Annotated in this window: 17 protein-coding genes; 6 read left to right on the top strand and 11 right to left on the bottom strand. The window is 43.3% G+C overall.

What is annotated here, in order from left to right; all coding sequences use genetic code 11:
* Positions 1-459 precede the first annotated feature (459 nt).
* Genes B092_RS0101135 through B092_RS0101150 form a run of 4 tightly spaced genes read left to right on the top strand, consistent with a single transcriptional unit; the run spans position 460 to position 5617 of the window.
* Positions 460-930: an NAD(P)H-dependent oxidoreductase subunit E gene (locus B092_RS0101135; protein ID WP_018573405.1), complete on the top strand. Its 471-nt coding sequence runs from the start codon at positions 460-462 to the stop codon at positions 928-930.
* On the top strand, positions 927-2507 hold the full coding sequence (locus tag B092_RS0101140; protein WP_018573406.1) for a formate dehydrogenase beta subunit: 1581 nt from the start codon (positions 927-929) through the stop codon (positions 2505-2507). Before B092_RS0101135 ends, B092_RS0101140 begins: the two co-directional genes overlap by 4 nt.
* Positions 2501-5365, top strand: a complete 2865-nt coding sequence (gene fdhF / locus B092_RS0101145; RefSeq protein WP_018573407.1) for a formate dehydrogenase subunit alpha — start codon at positions 2501-2503, stop codon at positions 5363-5365. Before B092_RS0101140 ends, fdhF begins: the two co-directional genes overlap by 7 nt.
* A gap of 12 nt (positions 5366-5377) precedes the next feature.
* The gene (locus B092_RS0101150) at positions 5378-5617 is read left to right on the top strand and encodes a formate dehydrogenase subunit delta (protein WP_018573408.1); all 240 of its coding nucleotides are present in this window, start codon (positions 5378-5380) and stop codon (positions 5615-5617) included.
* A 71-nt stretch (positions 5618-5688) separates the two neighbouring features.
* On the opposite strand, the gene B092_RS0101155 is transcribed toward B092_RS0101150, so the two are convergent.
* From B092_RS0101155 to B092_RS0101165, 3 genes are all read right to left on the bottom strand, one after another.
* The gene (locus B092_RS0101155) at positions 5689-6075 is read right to left on the bottom strand and encodes a long-chain fatty acid--CoA ligase (protein ID WP_147277855.1); all 387 of its coding nucleotides are present in this window, start codon (positions 6073-6075) and stop codon (positions 5689-5691) included.
* Positions 6076-6209: 134 nt separating this feature from the next.
* The gene (gene codA / locus B092_RS0101160) at positions 6210-7466 is read right to left on the bottom strand and encodes a cytosine deaminase (RefSeq protein WP_018573410.1); all 1257 of its coding nucleotides are present in this window, start codon (positions 7464-7466) and stop codon (positions 6210-6212) included.
* 24 nt (positions 7467-7490) lie between these two features.
* Complete coding sequence (locus B092_RS0101165) at positions 7491-8678, bottom strand: MFS transporter (protein WP_018573411.1); 1188 nt, start codon at positions 8676-8678, stop codon at positions 7491-7493.
* Positions 8679-9190: 512 nt separating this feature from the next.
* Between B092_RS0101165 and B092_RS13440 the strand changes: the two genes are divergently transcribed.
* Together B092_RS13440 and sbcD are read left to right on the top strand one after the other, a co-directional pair.
* Entirely contained in the window at positions 9191-10867 is a 1677-nt protein-coding gene (locus B092_RS13440) for an ABCB family ABC transporter ATP-binding protein/permease (RefSeq protein ID WP_018573413.1), read from the top strand.
* 83 nt (positions 10868-10950) lie between these two features.
* Positions 10951-11781, top strand: a complete 831-nt coding sequence (gene sbcD, locus B092_RS13445; protein ID WP_018573414.1) for an exonuclease subunit SbcD — start codon at positions 10951-10953, stop codon at positions 11779-11781.
* 204 nt (positions 11782-11985) lie between these two features.
* Here sbcD and phoU read toward each other — a convergent pair whose 3' ends face one another.
* The 8 genes from phoU to B092_RS0101220 all read right to left on the bottom strand — a co-directional run bounded on the left by phoU (position 11986) and on the right by B092_RS0101220 (position 18754).
* The gene (gene phoU / locus B092_RS0101185; protein ID WP_018573415.1) at positions 11986-12750 is read right to left on the bottom strand and encodes a phosphate signaling complex protein PhoU; all 765 of its coding nucleotides are present in this window, start codon (positions 12748-12750) and stop codon (positions 11986-11988) included.
* 62 nt (positions 12751-12812) lie between these two features.
* A complete protein-coding gene (gene rpiA, locus B092_RS0101190) occupies positions 12813-13493 on the bottom strand; it encodes a ribose-5-phosphate isomerase RpiA (RefSeq protein WP_018573416.1) in 681 nt (226 codons plus the stop codon).
* Positions 13490-13837, bottom strand: coding sequence for an arsenate reductase family protein (locus B092_RS0101195; protein WP_018573417.1), 348 nt, complete (start codon positions 13835-13837; stop codon positions 13490-13492). Before B092_RS0101195 ends, rpiA begins: the two co-directional genes overlap by 4 nt.
* Before the next feature lie 39 nt (positions 13838-13876).
* On the bottom strand, positions 13877-14677 hold the full coding sequence (locus B092_RS0101200; RefSeq protein ID WP_018573418.1) for an ABC transporter permease subunit: 801 nt from the start codon (positions 14675-14677) through the stop codon (positions 13877-13879).
* Positions 14677-15588, bottom strand: coding sequence for an ABC transporter permease subunit (locus B092_RS0101205; protein WP_018573419.1), 912 nt, complete (start codon positions 15586-15588; stop codon positions 14677-14679). The genes B092_RS0101200 and B092_RS0101205 overlap by 1 nt, the downstream gene beginning before the upstream one ends.
* Entirely contained in the window at positions 15585-16706 is a 1122-nt protein-coding gene (locus B092_RS0101210; RefSeq protein WP_018573420.1) for an ABC transporter ATP-binding protein, read from the bottom strand. The genes B092_RS0101205 and B092_RS0101210 overlap by 4 nt, the downstream gene beginning before the upstream one ends.
* Positions 16707-16818: 112 nt before the next feature.
* The gene (locus B092_RS0101215; protein WP_018573421.1) at positions 16819-17916 is read right to left on the bottom strand and encodes a polyamine ABC transporter substrate-binding protein; all 1098 of its coding nucleotides are present in this window, start codon (positions 17914-17916) and stop codon (positions 16819-16821) included.
* Between the two features lie 76 nt (positions 17917-17992).
* Positions 17993-18754, bottom strand: coding sequence for a 3-deoxy-D-manno-octulosonic acid kinase (locus tag B092_RS0101220; RefSeq protein ID WP_018573422.1), 762 nt, complete (start codon positions 18752-18754; stop codon positions 17993-17995).
* Between the last annotated feature and the right edge of the window lie 59 nt (positions 18755-18813).

Consider the following 18813-nt stretch of genomic DNA (forward strand, 5'->3'; position numbering starts at 1 on the left):
CACTTATCCACTGAAACGGTGGATAACTTTGTGTATTATCTGCTGAATAGACGCTATCTAGTTGATTCATAATACTTAGTCACGACTGCTGATAGATTAACCAAAGAGTCGCAAACACAGGAATAATGCGCTTTAGAAGCAATTAAGGGTTATCGAACAGCGAACAACTCCAAACATTAGGGTTATCCACTAAAATTGTGGATAACTCTGTGTACTCTATGACGAATAGACTCTAACTCATTGATTTGTAGCAGTTAATCATACTTGATAAAACATTGATCAAAAAATACACTTTCTCAGCACCATGGCTAAACCGACTCCCTAATACGGTTCACGGGTGAGTAAAACTCATGATTAGCTGAATTTTATAATTCAACTTCTAGGGTTTACTCTTAAGGGATAAAGCAGCTTACTAAGATATGATAATTAGTATTACCAATGACTTTAAGTTGCTAAAATATGCCAATTAATCAACCACTTAACTTTCAAAGAAATGATAAACCCTTATTAAAAAAAATCTTAGCTGAGCACCAAGACAAAGAAGGAAATCTGCTACCTATTTTGCACAGCATACAAGATGAATTGGGATTTATTCCCCAGTCTTTAATCAGTCCTTTAGCTGAGGCTTTAAACTTGTCCTTTGCCGAAATTCACGGGGTAATTTCTTTTTATAGCCACTTTCGGACGATTGCACCGAAAAAAGTAGTGATAGAGATATGCCAAGCGGAGTCCTGTCAATCCATGGGCGCACGCCAATTAAAAGAAGAGTTAGTCAATTACCTACAAAAAAACAAATTTGATGTGACGGTGGAGAACATTTACTGCCTTGGGCTATGTGCACAAAGTCCTGCCGCTACGATTAATAATAAAGCGATTGCTAAGCTCACCCTAGATAAAATCAAAACTTCCGTTGAGAGGGCTTTGGTATGAGTACTGTCACTATCTATATCCCAAGAGACACAGCCGCTGCCGCAGTAGGTGTTGAGGATCTCATCGAGCCAATTCTCTTCGAAGCCAAGTCACAAGGCATTGAACTCACTATTATCCGTAATGGCACGCGCGGCCTACTCTGGCTTGAACCCTTAATCGAAGTACTCACAGACAAAGGTCGTATCGCCTATGGTCCTGTGACTGAGGAGGATCTGGATAGTTTATTCGCAGCAGATTGGCTGCACGGCGGTGCACACCCGTTATGCCATGGCCTTACAGAAGAAATCCCCTACTTAAAAAATCAGGAACGCCTTACTTTTACTAGGGTCGGCGTGATTGATCCTCTTAGTATTGAAGACTATGCAAAACACGGCGGTTGGCTTGGCTTACAAAATGCCTTAAAGCTAAATGATGAAGCTATCGTTCAACAAGTCATCGACTCAGGACTTCGCGGCCGTGGTGGGGCAGCCTTTCCCACCGGTATTAAGTGGAATACGGTAAGACAAGCTGTAAGCGATCAAAAATACATCGTCTGCAACGCAGACGAAGGAGACTCCGGGACTTTTTCAGACCGTATCCTTATGGAAGGCGATCCCTTCTGTCTGATTGAGGGCATGATTATCGCCGGTTTAGCTGTTGGTGCTAAACAAGGCTATATTTACGTACGATCCGAATATCCCTTAGCAATTGACGTACTGAATGAAGCGATTCATATTGCCAATCAACATCAGTACTTGGGACAGCATATTCTTGGTACGGACAAAGAATTTACTATCGAAGTTCGCAAAGGGGCAGGTGCTTATATTTGCGGTGAAGAAACCTCATTACTCAATAGTCTAGAGGGTAAACGCGGCACCATTCGACCCAAACCGCCACTGCCTGCTCTTCAAGGTTTTATGAATCGCCCAACGGTTGTTAACAATGTGGTTTCCTTAGCCTCAGTTCCAATTATTTTAAATAAAGGTGCCGAGTATTATCAACATTATGGGATGGGTCGTTCACGTGGGACCTTAGCTTTCCAGCTTAGCGGAAACATCAAGCAAGGTGGTTTGGTCGAAAAAGCGTTTGGCATCAGCTTAAAAGACTTACTTTATGACTTCGGGGGTGGCAGCGCGAGCGGTTTAGCGCTTAAAAGCATTCAAATAGGAGGCCCACTCGGCGCTTACTTATCTGCTGACGAATGGGATACCCCCTTAGATTACGAAGCTTACACTGCCATTGATGCCATGGTCGGACACGGTGGTATTGTGGCCTTTGATGAAACCGTCGATATGTCACGGATGGCAGAATATGCAATGGAATTTTGCGCTATTGAATCGTGTGGCAAATGCACGCCCTGTCGCATCGGTTCCACTCGTGGTGTAGAGGTTATTCAAAAAATACGCAACAACATAGACCCTCAACAAAACACCGAATTATTGCATGAGCTATGCGACACCATGACGGCCGCCTCACTATGTGCCCTAGGCGGATTAACGCCTTTGCCAGTTTTGTCAGCTCTAAAAAAATTTCCGGATGACTTTAAAAACAAACACTCCACACAAGACACTCAAAACACAGGAGTCGAATTATGCTAGAAACTGTTTTAATACGCGAGCGTGACCTAGGTACTCCCGAAGTAACCAATGACCTCCTCGTGACTCTCAGTATTGATGGTCATCCCATTGAAGTACCTGCAGGAACCTCTGTGATGCGTGCGGCAACGTTGGCCGGCATCACCATTCCAAAGCTTTGTGCAACAGACTCCTTAGAAGCCTTTGGATCCTGTCGTGTCTGCTTAGTGCAAATTGAAGGCATGCGAGAATTTCCCGCTTCCTGTACTACACCGGTTAGCGAAGGTATGGTGGTCACCACAGAAAACAAGCGTTTAAACGACTTACGCCGCAATGTCATGGAACTTTATATCTCAGACCATCCGCTGGATTGCTTAACCTGTCCTGCGAATGGCGATTGTGAATTACAAGACACGGCTGGACAGCTGGGTTTACGTAATGTTCGCTATGGCTTTGAGGGTGCGAATCACCGACAGTCTGCAAAAGACACATCTAACCCCTATTTCACCTTTGATCCCAGTCTATGTATTGTCTGTAGTCGTTGCGTAAGGGCATGCGAAGAAACACAAGGTACTTTTGCCCTCACGGTAGAAAACCGAGGCTTTAATTCAGTCATCAGCACCGGGGCAGCATCTAATTTTTTAACGAGTGACTGCCTATCCTGCGGGGCCTGTGTCAATGATTGCCCTACCGGCGCACTCATAGAAAACAGCGTCATTGAAATGGGACAACCGACTCATGCTGTTATCACCACCTGTGCTTATTGTGGTGTGGGCTGCGGACTAAAAGCAGAGCTTAAAGGTGATACGGTTGTTCGCATGACCCCATGGAAGGATGGCAAGGCCAACGAAGGGCATACCTGTGTTAAAGGTCGATTTGCATGGGGCTATGCACAGCACCCGGATCGCATAACGACTCCCATGATTCGTAAGAGCATTTATGAAGCGTGGCAAGCGGTTAGTTGGGAAGAAGCGCTTAATTATGCGGCGACCGAAATTAAACGCATTCAAACAAAATACGGTGTTGATTCTGTAGGCGGTATCACCTCCTCTCGCTGTAGTAATGAGGAAACCTATTTAGTTCAGAAGTTAGTACGTGCAGCCTTTGGCAATAACAACGTAGATACCTGTGCCCGAGTATGTCACTCACCGACCGGTTTTGGCTTAAAGCAAACGCTAGGGGAATCTGCTGGCACACAAACCTTTGAATCGATTGCTCAATGCGATGTGATTGTCGTGATGGGGGCCAATCCGAGTGATGCACATCCGGTATTTGCTTCACGTATGAAGCGCCGTATTCGTGAAGGCGCAAAACTCATTATTATTGATCCGCGAGCCATCAACTTGGTCTCTTCTGCACACGTCAAAGCGGATTATCATTTACCGCTAAGACCCGGCACTAACGTCGCCATGCTCAATGCCTTTGCTCATGTCATTGCCAAAGAAGGGTTATATGATCAGGCCTTTATACAAAACCGCTGTGAAACGGATGCTTTTAACGACTGGCTAAACTTTATTCTTCAGGATGAAAATTCACCTGAAACCGTTGCTGAAGATACAGGTGTCAACGCCGATGATATTCGCGCGGCAGCACGGTTATATGCTACGGGTGGCAATGCGGCCATTTACTACGGACTGGGCGTGACTGAACACGCTCAAGGCTCTACAGCGGTAATGGCCATTGCCAATTTAGCGATGCTGACCGGTAATATCGGCAAGCCCGGCGTTGGAGTCAATCCCTTACGTGGACAAAATAATGTTCAAGGCTCCTGTGATATGGGCTCATTTCCGCATGAGCTTCCCGGCTATAGACATGTTGCTATCGATGAGGTACGCGAGAGCTTTGAAAAAGCCTGGAATGTCAGTATCAATCCCGAGCCCGGTCTGAGACTCCCTAATATGTTCAGTGCGGCAGTCAGTGGCAGTTTTAAAGCGCTTTACTGCCAAGGTGAGGACATCCTCCAGTCCGACCCAAACACACAGCATGTTGAAGCGGCATTGGCCTCTATGGAATGTGTCATCGTACAGGATTTATTTTTAAACGAGACGGCTAAATTTGCTCATGTTTTTTTACCCGGTTCTTCTTTCTTAGAAAAGGACGGCACCTTCACTAATGCGGAACGTCGCATCTCGCGCATACGCAAAATTTCTCAATCACCTTCGGAGATGGCTGACTGGGAAATTACCGTCGCTCTATCAAACGCTTTAGGCTACGAGATGAGGTATGAACACCCCGGAGAGATTATGGATGAAATCGCTTCGCTAACCCCTACCTTTGCCAATGTAAGTTATGACTTAATTGATAAATTAGGCGGCAGCGTACAGTGGCCATGTAATGATAGCTACCCCGAAGGCTCTCCTATTATACATATCGATCATTTTTCGCGTGACAATGGTAAAGGGCTTTTTATACCGACAAACTATATTCCAACGTCTGAACGTGTTAATAAGCGCTTTCCATTATTGTTAACGACTGGTCGTATCCTGAGTCAATACAATGTGGGTGCCCAAACTCGTCGCACCAATAACTTTGTCTGGCATGCCGAGGATATCCTGGAAATTCACCCTCATGATGCCTCAGATCGTGGGATTAAAAACGGGGATTTTGTCCAATTATCCAGCCGCACAGGTATGACCACCCTACGTGCCGAGGTATCTACTCGTATGCAACCCGGTGTTGTCTATACAACGTTTCACCACCCTATCTCAGGTACGAATGTAATTACTACGGAAAACTCAGACTGGGCAACCAACTGTCCTGAGTATAAGGTGACTGCGGTAGCTGTAGAAAAAGTGGAGTCCAAACACTCGGCCTGGCAGGATAATTGGTTAAAACAAGATAAAAAACAACGCCGTTTTATCGCTGTTTCTGAGGAAAATTAAAAGGACGATAGAATGGAAATTCAATCTCTCATCAAAATGCTTAATGACATCGGCGATTTTTATCAAACCATGCCTGATAAATCACAAGCCATAGAAAACATGGCTAAACATATTCGCGCTTTTTGGGATCCGAGAATGCGCGAATCAATGAACAGATATTTAGCAGAGCATACAGAGGGAAAAAGTGCTGAAGGTGAGTTAGGCGAATTTTCCTTAACGGCTTATCGCTATATGCTATCACATCTTGCTTAGTTGTGTCTTAGGGATATAAAGTCATGCGCTCGCATAACTAACAAATTATGCGAACGCATGAAAATAGTGCGTTAAATACCTATCTTTTGTACCAACTTTTCCATATAGTACTCATCGTCCTCAGGGAATAAGATATGCTTATCCTCCATGCTGTCTTGGGTTTCCCCGGGCCAACGCCCCTCAAGCACGGCAACACGAGTTTGCGATACCAAAAAAGAATGTAGCTTAATATGCTGCCTATCAGGGTGGTTGGCGTGTAATGTTCGCTCTAGATCTTTGATGCTAAGATAAAAGTTGACCTTCGGGTCATTAGCTTGGTATTGGCGTAAGCCTTTAGGGTCGATAAACACCACTTGTTGTTGTACTTGGTGTTTAATCCACAAAATAAAGTCGGGTTCAAAGCCACCATCAATAAATACACCCACAGCGCCTTTACCGGCAATATTGCGTAGCTTCACAATCAGCCTATGGAAGGAGTTTTTAACCATCAGGCTAAGAATGCGGAGTCATAACTTGCCTAGCAATGAAAAAACTGTTTTTGGGATAAAAAAAGCGTACCTATAGATACGCTTTTTCTCTATTTAAGCGAGGCTTATTTAGTTTTTCGATGTAGGTCTAGCTCTATTTCATAGCTAGGCTCTGGCTTTTTAAATAAGTATTCACCATGACGAATTGATGACAATACATCGGCGCGTTGACGCACGGCTTCAAATGGAGTCAGAGCATCGAGTACTAAAAAGTTCGCAGGCTTGCCTACATCCAGACCATACTGCTCTTCAATATTTAAGGTTTTAGCCCCATTAAAAGTAATTAAATCTAAACACGTATCAAGTTGCTCAAAAGACATTGTTTGAGCTAAGTGAATACCATTGTCTAAGATGTTCATTAAATTACCATTACCTGCAGGGTACCAAGGATCGTTAATGGAGTCTTGACCAAAACACACATTAATACCACTTTCCCAAAACTCTTTGACGCGCGTTAGTCCACGACGTTTAGGGTAGGTATCTTGACGTCCTTGTAAGTAGGCATTTTCAGTGGGTAAAGCAATAAAGTTCAACCCTGATTTTTGGAATAAACCCATCATACGAAACGCATATGCATTATCTGCTGAACCAAAAGAACAAGTATGGCTAGCCGCTGTGCGTGATCCAATGCCTTCGCTCATAACCAGAGCATTTAAAAGCTCTACAAACCGGCTCATTACATCATCGGTTTCATCACAGTGCACATCAATAAGCTTATCGTATTTTGTTGCCAGTTCTACCGTTGTATGAATGGAGCGCTCACCGATTTCACGAGCCCACTCAAAATGAGGAATACCTCCTACACAGTCTGCACCCATTTTTAAGGCCTCTTCGACCATCTCTGCGCCCCCTTTATAGGCATACATGCCCTCTTGGGGAAAGGCTACAATCTGAATAGTGACATTGTCTTTAAGCTCTTCGCGAAGCTCTAGCATCGCTTTTAAGCCAGTTAATTTAGGATCATCCACATCAATATGTGTACGAATAAATTGAACGCCTTTAGAGACTTCTTCTTGAATGCCTTTTAGGGCTCGTGCTTTAGCATCTTCAAAAGTTTGATGTTTTTTTACTTCGTGCCAACGAGCAATGCCTTCAAATAATGTGCCTGAGTCATTCTTAGCTCCAGGATTTCCTCCAGTATATACATAGTCTAGATGTAAATGGGCATCCACATAGGGAGGAACGACCAAGCGCCCTTTTAAATCAATTTCTTCTGGAGCTGAGGGCAAGTTACGCCCAATAGCACGAATTACCCCATCTTCTACTAAAATTTCTGTTGCTTCATCATTACGATAAATGGTTGCATTAATAAATTTCTTCATCAGTTCTTCCTTTCAAATTATGAGTTAGGCACTCAAGGTACGTTGAGCTGCGTAAGAGATAATCATAGCTGGCACAAAACAAAGTATGGATAGGTACACCACTCCCATTACACCTAGCTGCGGCGCATTGATTAAAATGAGCCCTCCAAGCCATGTAGCTATCATGATGGAAAAGTTAAATACGCTCGATTGCACTGAGGTTGCTACCGCTTTGGCGTGTTCCACCTGTTTGCTCACGGCGGTTTGATACATAGTCACTAGCGGCCCAAAAGCCACACCCCAGAAGAAAAAGGCAACATGCGACCAGCCATTTAGAGTTCCCACAAACACAAATAACAGCATCGCAAGCGCGCCTAAAAGCAGCATCGCTACAATTAAACCGCGTAAATGCGTATCAATAATTTTGGCAGACAACACCACCGAAAGCACAGAGCCTAGACCAAATAACAATAACGCTAAGCTAATACCGCCTGAGAAATTGATTTTTTCTACTAATAAAGTGATATAGGTATAACTGCCGTAATGAGCCATAACACTTAAAAACGTCAGTAACAAGACAATGAGTACACCTTTGTTTTTTAATACCGCAAAAGGTGAGTTTTGCTGACTGCGTTTTTCTCCTGGCACATTAGGTAAATACTTCAGTGCGAGAAATCCAATAAGAGCAACGATTAAGCCTAAGGCTATAAACTCAGTCCGCCAGCCTACATGTGTACCAATATAAGTCATTAAGGGTAAGCCTAGACTTACTCCAAATGTGTTCCCTGACATAATAATGGTGATGGCTTTGCCATGCATTGATACGGGTACGAGTGCAGTTCCGTACGCAGCGATCATGGGCCACATAATGCCTGCACAGATGCCCCCTACTATACGCATGGCTATAATCAAGTCATAAGAGGAGCTCAAACCAACAACTATATTAGAGATGGCAAAACCTGCTAATAATAGCAATAGCAACGTTTTACGATTCATCGCTAAGGTCAAGCTAATCAATGGAATAGCGCATAGAGCTGATGCTAAAGCATAGACTCCCACTAAGAACCCTACCTGAGAGTCCTCTATTCCTAGACCTGCAGCCATTTCTGGCAAAATCCCAGAGGGAATAAGTTCAGACAAGATACCTACGAAGGTTACACTGGCCATAAGGCCAAAAATGAACCAGGAAATATAAGTTTGCCCGCTAGGCCGCGCTGCACCTGTGCTTGACATTACATACTCTCCAATAAGTCGGGGGATATTTTAAGTAGACACTGTAACATGTACTTAAGCATAAAGAGCTTTGCTTTACTTGATATTTGCCTGCGCATGATTTAAATCAAATGAAGAGAAAAACATATAAAGTACTTGGGGGTTATTCAACACCAATCTTTAAATGAGCTTTTAATTTAAAAAATATCAGTTTATAAATTTTTTTATTTTTGAATATAAACAGAGAGAAAACCATATTAAATAGCAAAATAATAAAGCTCTTTGGTAGTAACAATCTCTTCGCTACCTTTTTTCAAATGAGGGCAATAGAGCCCTATGCTAAGTGAGAAAGTAGAGTTTTAGTTCCCCATGGTGCGATACACTAGTTTTCCAATATAAAGTCTTGTAGGAGCTAGCGTGCGTCATTTTGTGAATGAGTCTTCCTTGTCGATAAAAAAATCGAATTGGAAAGTGATTTCAAGTTTATGGCCTTATCTTTCAGAGTATAAAGGCCGGGTTTTTTTGCCATAGCCATGCTTGTGTTGGCAAAAGTTGCTACCGTTTCCACCCCTATTGCTCTTAAATACATTGTTGATTATTTGGACCGGCACTCGGGTGGCGAAGTGGTGCTGTGGGTGCCTTTGATTTTAGTGCTTGTCTACGGTGTGTTGCGTTTCAGTAGTACTTTTTTTAGCGAGTTAAGAGATGCTGTTTTTGCTCGTGTGGCTGAAAGAGCTATGCGACGAGCCTCTTTAAGCGTATTTAAGCATTTACATCAATTACATTTGGCTTTTCATCTTGATAGAAAAACAGGGGGATTGGCACGGGATATTGAGCGAGGTACTACCGGTATAAGTTTTTTATTACGTTTTGCCCTATTTAATATCTTTCCAACTTTAATAGAGATTTTTTTAGTAGCTGGTGTTTTATTCGTTGCATTTAATTTTCACTATGTACTAGTGATAGTGGCTGCTATTAGTCTTTATGTGCTTTTTTCGATTGTGGTTACTGAGTGGCGCACTCCTTTTGTACGCGAGGCAAACGATCGTGATAATCAATCAAACTCTCGTGCTATTGATAGTTTGTTGAATTATGAAACAGTCAAATACTTTAATAACGAAGAGTTTGAAGTCAAACATTACGATCAAGGTTTGCAGCTATGGGAAAAAGCTCGCTTGAAAAACCGTTTGTCAATGGCGGCATTAAATACGGGCCAAGCATTTATTATTAGTGCCTCATTAGTAGCCATGATGACAATGGCGGTGCGTGAAGTGATAAATGACACCATGACGATTGGCGACTTTACCATGATAAATGCGTATTTAATTCAACTGTTTGTACCATTAAATGCGCTAGGTTTTGTATATCGAGAAATTCGTCAGTCTTTAGTGAATGTAGAACGTCTTTTTAGTTTGCTCAAAACTAAGCCCAAGTTAATAGACGCACCGAATGCGCAACCTTTGCTCATTAGGGCAGGGAACATCATTTTTGATGATGTGCATTTTGGTTATCATATCGACCGGCAGATATTGAAAGGCGTAAGCTTTGAGATTCCTGCGGGTCATACTGTTGCAGTGGTGGGGGCGAGTGGCGCCGGGAAATCCACCTTAGCACGGCTTTTGTTTCGTTTTTATGATGTGGATAAAGGTGCTATTTATATAGATGATCAAGATATACGTACTATCAGTCAAGATAGCTTGCGGACTGCGATTGGTATAGTGCCACAAGACACCGTGCTATTTAACGATAGCTTATATAATAATTTATTGTACGGTCGTCCTAATGCCACACGTGCCGAGGTAGAGCAAGCGGTAAAACAGGCGCAACTAGAACAGTTTATCCAGCATTTACCCCATGGCTATGAGACACAGGTGGGTGAAAGAGGATTGAAGCTGTCAGGTGGAGAAAAACAACGAGTGGCAATTGCTCGCGTTTTCCTTAAAAATCCCCCGCTGCTGATTCTAGATGAGGCCACCTCTTCGCTAGATTCGGTATCGGAGCAGGCTATTATGGCCGCTATTCATGCTGTGAGCCAACAACGCACTACCTTGGTGATTGCGCATCGTCTTTCTACTATCCGTGAAGCCGATCAAATTTTAGTCATGGAGCAAGGACAATTAGTTGAAAGAGGTACGCATGCCGAGTTATTAGCACTTCAAGGTTATTATGCTCGATTATGGTGGCAGCAGCATCTCGACCCAGAAGCCTAAGGGCTTTTAACTCAATGAGTTAAAATACTTAAGAGCCGCTGTTTTTATTTGGTTTTACTTCTATTTTTTTGTTTTTCAAACACATGAAACTATTGCACACCTCTGATTGGCATTTAGGTCGATCGTTGTATGGCAAAAAACAAGATGAGGAGCATCGAAAGTTTTTGCAATGGTTGCTACAAACCATCAAAGAGCAAAAGATTGAGGTAGTGGTAGCAGGAAATCATGACTCCCCTTCTTTTATTAATGCTCCTCAAGTCTTGTTGGCTGCGTTAAATGTATACGTGGTTGGGCAGTCGTCTGGATGTGTGGAAGACGAGGTTTTGCAATCAAAAAATGCCCAAAATGAAGTGGCATTAATAGTTTGTGCGGTACCTTATTTGCGAGACCGCGATATTAGAGAGGCTCAGGTTAATGAGTCAGTTGAGGAAAAAGCAAAAAGCATGTTGCAGGGCATTGAGCATCATTATGAGCGAATAGCTGCCTATGCTGAGCACCTTAATCAACAGCTGCCCTTTCCTGTGCCAGTCATTGCAACTGGGCATTTATTTGCTGCGGGCGGAACCTTACTCGCTGATGATGGGGTGCGTGATTTATACGTGGGTAGTTTGGCTCATGTATCTGCTTCAATTTTTCCTGCTACTTTTAATTATGTGGCTTTAGGTCATTTACATGTGCCTCAAAAAGCCGCTAAACTGGCTCATATTCGTTATTGTGGTTTGCTCATTCCCATTGGTTTTGGTGAGGAAACTCAGCAAAAGATGGTTTGCATTATTGAGTTTGAAGCGGAGCATCAGCCGATCATTACAGAATGGCCTATACCCTGCTTTCAAAAGCTAGCCCGTATACGCGGAAATTGGGATGAAATGGAAGAGGGTTTATGCAATCTAAAAAATAAAAAAGCCAAGGTATGAGTGGAAATTAGTTACAGTGGCACCGAGCTAATTATCGATTTGCGCTGAGCACTCCAAGTTCTGGCATCGAGCACTTGGCAAGGGAGATTAAACTTTTCTTCTAAAATAAACCCCCAAGCCTTGGATATATACTCTCCAACTTTTGGGGGTCACTTCAATCAGCTTAGGGCTTTTGCTATTAAGTAACTGCTCACTACGCACTACCTATTTATCTTCAGCCTCGTCAGAATCACTTTCTTCATCAGCATCAACCGATACATTGAAATTATATCTACTAGCCACTTTAAGGATATTTTTACTACCGGTGTGACGTACATCCTCACCCTGAACAGTATAAATAACACGCTCGGCCATGTTCTTGGCATGGTCACCGATTCGTTCTAGCGCACGAGCCATAAAGATAACGTCTATCGCCGTTGTGATCGTACGAGGGTCCTCAATCATAAAGCTACTGGTTTCACGCAACACACTACGCCACTCTTTATTAATCTTTTTGTCAGCACGAACAACTCTAGCTGCGGCCACCGGATCCAAACGAGCGAAGGCATCAAGCACTTCATGAAGGTTTTGAGAAACTAAGCTGCCCATATAGTTCAACTCTACGATAGGTCCAAAACGTATATTTTGATCATAGAGACGACGCGCTGTTCTGGCGATTTTCTCAGATTCATCTCCACAACGCTCTAAGTCCGTCACCATTTTGGTGATCGATAAAAGCAAACGCAAATCAATCGCCGCCGGTTGCTGACGAGCAATCACTTGCGTAATTAGAGAATCTATTTCAATCTCCAGCTTATTGACCTCAACTTCATAGGCAAAAACTCGCTCGATTAGTGCCGTATCGCCCGTGCTAAGCGATTCAACGGCATCATTAATCATGGACTCAACTAAACCGCCCATGCGTAAAAACTGGGAGCGAACCTCCTCTAGCGACTCACCGTAACGGGTACTTGTATGCTCTTCAAACATATGACACACTCCATATTGAAAATTATTCTATTGTAAGAGGTATTTGTTACTATTCAATGACATTAAACAGTGATCGTTTTGACACCATCCTGACTAGCCATTAATACAACGCTGGCAGGGACAACAGCAAACAGCCCGCACGTGACAACACCCGGTATTTGGTTAATTAAGCACTCAAGATCGGCAGCATCTTCTAACTGAAATCCGGCAGCATCTAAAATAGGATGGCCATTATCAGTAATAAAATCAGCTCGCTCTATGACCTCAGATGCGCCTAGTGACTCGAGCCGATTAGCGACAGCATTTGACGCCATATGTATCACTTCAACCGGAATATTAAAGCTACCTAAGCGCTCAACCCATTTGGAATCATCAACGATACATACAAATCGCTCTGCGACCGAGGCAACAATCTTTTCACGAGTTAATGCGCCGCCCCCACCTTTGATCATTTGCAGCTTAGGATTGACCTCATCGGCACCGTCTACATAGACCGGCATCGTATCGATTTCATTGAGATCAAATACCTTAATACCATGCTCTTCCAAGCGCTTGGCAGTACGCTCCGAACTCGCTACAGCACCCTTGAACTTGTCTTTGTGTTCAGCCAAGGCATCAATAAATCGGTCCGCGGTTGATCCCGTACCTACACCAATAACGGCATCAGTCGAAAAAAACTGACCAATATACTCTACCGCTGCCTCTGCCACTTGCTGCTTTAATTGATCCTGATTGAGCGTCATGCCACGAACTCCTGATAGGTTTTTTCAGAAAAGCCTAGCTTAAAGCCTTCAGGATAGACAAGTAAAGGACGTTTCATTACGCTGGGATTAGCCTGAATCAATGCGATGCGCTCTTGATCAGAGCTAAGCTCCTTTGCTGCGTCATCTAGTTGACGCCAAGTTTGGGAAGCTTTGTTAATCAACTTATCCCAACCCAACGCATCAGCCCACTCAGCTAACTGGTCAGCACTTGGGACCTGCTCACGCACATCGATTATCTCGACTTCGTGACCATGAGCCTCTAAAAACTTTTTGGCCTTGACGCAGGTGCTACAACGCTTTAGGCCGAATAATGTAAAAGTCATTAATATACCTTAATTAATTTAAGCGGCGTATTGAGCTTATCAGCTCTCGCCCTTTTTAAACTGTAGGCGATTACCAATTATGACACATACACCCACAATGAAAATCATAATAGTCGCCAAGGCATTAACCTCCGGCTTAATACCCAACCTAACTCGTGAGAAAACCTCAACCGGCAAGGTGGTATAACCCGGTCCATTTAAAAATGAGGCAATCACCACATCATCCATCGATAAGGTAAATGCCAACAGCCATGCAGCAACCATCGCCGGTGCAATCAATGGTAAAACAATACTGAAAAACACTTTAGTCGGTGTTGCCCCCAAATCCAGCGCAGCTTCTTCTAAGGAACGATCAAGTTCGCGGATTCGTGATGAAACAACCACCGAAACATAAGCGATACACAGCACCACATGCCCTACCCAAATTGTAAACATTCCATTTTCAGCAGGGAAGCCAATCACCGATCTCAGCTCAATAATCATCAGTAAGATAGACACACCTAAAATCACTTCAGGAATCACTAGCGGTGCATTGAGCATCCCGATAAAAAGAGGAAAACCTAAAAAAGGCCCCTTACGGACCAATACATAGGCAGCCCAGGTTCCTACAATCACAGCGGCAGTCGCTGATACGACGGCAATTTTTATGGATAACCAAGCAGCTCTTAAAAGGTTAGTATCTTCCAATAAGCTTTGATACCAGCGAAAAGAAAAACCGGTCCAGGTTGACTGTAATGCTGAATCATTAAAGGAGAAAACCACCAATGATAAAATCGGCAAATATAAAAAACCAAAACCTAAAATAAATACTAAATATTTAAAGCAAGTGCCCAATCTCATCAGTCCTGCTCCTTATATTGCTTAGCTTGGTTAATCTGGAAAAGAACCAACGGAATTAATAAGATCATCAACATCACCACAGCAATCGCAGCAGCCATTGGCCAATTGGAGTTGGTAAAGTATTGATCCCACATCACGCGACCGATCATATAGGTGTTGGTACCGCCTAACAACTCAGGAATCACATACTCACCTACTGCAGGGATAAACACCAACATGGATCCGGCAATCACCCCTGAAATAGATAAAGGTAAGGTGATCGTCAAAAATGCTTTGAAAGGTCTAGCTCCAAGATCATAAGCTGCATCTAATAAGCGCCGATCATGCTTCAGTAAATTGGTATACAGCGGCAAGATAAAAAATGGCAAATATGTATAAACCAAGCCAATATACACCGCGGTATCGGTTCGATATAACTCAATGGGCGAGTCAATCAGACCAGTCCATAGTAAGAAACTATTTAAAAGACCTTCATTACGTAAAATGCCGGCCCATGCATAGACACGCAAAAGCAGCGACGTCCAAAAAGGTAAAATCACCCCGAGCAATAGCAAATTACGCGTCTTAGGATTGGCTTGGGCGATAAAATACGCCATCGGATAACCAATCAAAACACAGAATAACGTCGTTACAACGGCCATTCTGATCGATCGTAAATATGCATCAACAAAAAGCGAATCACTAAATAAGGTGATATAGCTTTCTAAATAAAGGGCGATTCTCAGCACCCCGTCTTTATACTCTAAGAGCTGAGAGTACGGAGGTTGTCCAAAAATTGACTCTGCAAAGCTGATTTTTAAAACAATTAAAAAAGGCACTAACAGCGTTAGAATCAGCCACGCATAAGGCGGTAAAATACTTAAGCGTTCACGAGTCGGTAGCCAGGCAAATGATTTTTTTAGCTTTGTCATGATGGTAATACCGTCCCGCTATCTGCACCCCAAGTGATGTACACCTCATCGTCAATACCCGGTGCATCTTCCAGCGCGGTCAGTGCAGACATATTGGCCTCAACCACTTTGCCTGATGACAATTCAATCTGATACAGCATATAACTACCCATCCAAGCGACGTGCGTAACCACACCAAAGGCGACGTTAACTGAATCATCGGGCTCTTCCGGCAACACGCGAATTTGCTCGGGGCGCACGGAAACATAAACCTCCATACCTAGCGGTTCATTGACACCGTGATTCACGTACAGCGGATCGTCTAAATCGTCTGACTCAATCAATACGTGGTCCGGTTCGTCAACAACAATACGGCCTTTAAAAATATTGGTATTACCAATAAAACTAGCCACAAACTGCGAATTAGGGAAGTTATAAACCTCTTGAGGGGTGCCATGCTGAATGATTTCGCCGGCCGTCATCACAGCTAGACGATTAGCCATGGTCATCGCCTCTTCCTGATCGTGCGTAACCATGATGCAAGTTACACCAACCTGCTCAATAATCTTGCTCAGTTCAATTTGTGTTTTCTGACGAATTTGCTTGTCTAAAGCAGACATCGGTTCATCCAAAAGCAACAGCTTAGGGCGCTTTACCAAACTTCTCGCTAAGGCCACACGTTGCTGTTGTCCGCCTGATAATTGCGAGGGTTTGCGACGTGCATAACCCGCCATTTGCACTAGATCCAATGCTTCAAAAACGCGCTGATGGATCTCTTGCTTATCTACCCCTTCTTGCTTTAGTCCAAAGGCTACGTTAGCCTCTACGGTCATATGCGGGAATAAAGCATAAGACTGAAACATCATATTTACCGGACGCTTATAAGGCGGAATATTTGCAATGTCCTCACCATCAAGAAAGATTTGACCTGATGTCGGCTTCTCGAAACCGGCCAACATTCGTAACAAGGTTGACTTACCACAACCTGAACTACCCAATAAGGCAAATATCTCATTACGCTTTACTGTTAGATCCACACCTTTAACAGCAACGACGTCACCAAAAATCTTTTTTAAGCCGACCAGCTTTAAAAACTCATCATCAGCTGTAGCACTTGTTGCTATACGCCCATCTGTCATTTTTATCTCAATTCCTATTCAATAAATTGATTAATGGCCCGTAGATTAAGTAAATACTCAATCAATACGGGCCATTTTTATCAGCAAAAGCCAGTTTGTTACTTATGACTAGTTAACGACCTGCTTTTAATTCTGCCCATAAGCGAGTTTGTAAACGAAGAATTTTCATCGGCTGAGGTTTGATGACAAATAACGTCTTCGCTTTTTCAGGACCTGGATACAACTCTTCATTTGCGGCAAGTTCCGGTAAAACATGTTCGCGCGCTGTTTTATTAGCGTTGGTGAAAAACATTTCATTGGTAATGGCAGCATGTACTTCAGGCGTTTCGATGTAATTGATAAACTTCATCGCATTATCAAAGTTAGGTGCATCCTTAGGAACCGCCATCGTGTCAAACCAGACGGGAGCCCCATCGTTTGGAGTAAAGTAGGCAATCTCAAAGTCGCGATTAGCTTCTTTAGCACGATCCGCTGCAATCATGACGTCACCGCTGTAACCATAGACAAAACACAAATCGCCGGAAGCTAACTCATCAATATAGCCGGAAGAGCTAAATTGACGGACATAAGGACGGATATTTTTAAGCACCTCAATAGCCTCACGATAATCAGCCTCTTCGGAGCTATTAGGATCTTTGCCTAAATAGTGTAAGACCGCAGGGAAAACCTGAGCAGCTTCATCGAGGATAGAAATACCGCAACCTCGTAACTTTTCGATTTTTTCCGGATCAAAAAGATTAGACCAATCTCGAAAATCATAGTCATCACCCATGATCTCTTTGACTTTAGTGACGTTATAGCCAAGGCCATTAGTACCATAACCCCAAGGCACTAAATACTCGTTACCCGGGTCAACTTGCGCCACAACGGCCATGATCTCAGGGTCCAAATGCTCCCAATTAGGGATTTGAGATTTATCGAGCTTTTGCAGCAGGCCTGCCTCGATTTGGCGTGCAGCATAATGCGTTGCCGGCACAACAACGTCATAACCGGAATTCCCGGTTAATAACTTGGCTTGAAGAATATCGTTAGTATCATAAGTGTCATAACGAATACTAATGCCGGTCTCACGCTCAAAACCGGGGATTGTATCGGGGGCCGTATATTCAGCCCAATTATACACATTGACAACATCACTATCTTGAGCAGCGGCTGTACTCGCTACAAGCGTAGCAGCCACAAAAGAGAGACCAATAGACTTCAATTTCATCTGAACAATCCCCTATCACAAAAACGAAAAAATAGAGAACTAATGATATAGCTAAACGCTCAAAAAAGGGCTATTTCTATTCAAATTGATGATAATAATGTGAAATTTGTTCCATAAATACAATACTTTGTTGCCCACAGACTTTTAATAATGAACGTTGTAAACGATCCAAGTTTTTCTGTCTTAAGGTATCACTGAGGGTTAGCTTTTGGGCCTTATCAAAATCAATTAAATAGGCTTCAATGGACGCTTGGGTACATAAAATATTGTAGGCGTTTAAATCAGCGTGCCAAACGCCTAAATCATGCATTTGTCGAACTCTTTGTGCGGTGATGCGGACATAATCCTCCGCTGTCTTTTGGTCAATGACTTTATCAATAAATTGCTGGCAAATAGTAGCCAACGGCACAGTATCACCAACTAAACTGGTGATTAAAGCCATCTCACAAAATAATCCCTGCCGCTGATAAAAAGCGGCGAGCGCTTTAGGCACGGTAAGACCTGCACCATGTAAATAATTAATGATGGCGAACTCTTGAAAGGAGCGAGTTTGTTCTGGTGATTTAAAAAAATATTTCGACCGATTAAACCTGCCTACCAAGCCACCACGACGATATTGTCTCAACACAGCAGGACCAACAGGCGTTGGAATAAACCAAGCGGCATTGCGTCCGCCCGCTCCGACTCGCTGAGCTTGAGACTGGTAATACTCACTTGTAAACAAAACAGGACTAAGGCCTTGATCAGCACTCACACCCTGCTCAAGCAGCTTATCCCGCCACTCCGGATGCAGTAAAACCCCCCAGCCATCGCCCTGAACAGTCACTTTAGTCTCCATAAACCATCACCCCAATAAAGTCTTGATGTGCAATCAGTTATTCAACCTAATGTGATAGG

Source organism: Oligella ureolytica DSM 18253 (genome assembly GCF_000373745.1).
Lineage (GTDB): Bacteria > Pseudomonadota > Gammaproteobacteria > Burkholderiales > Burkholderiaceae_B > Oligella > Oligella ureolytica.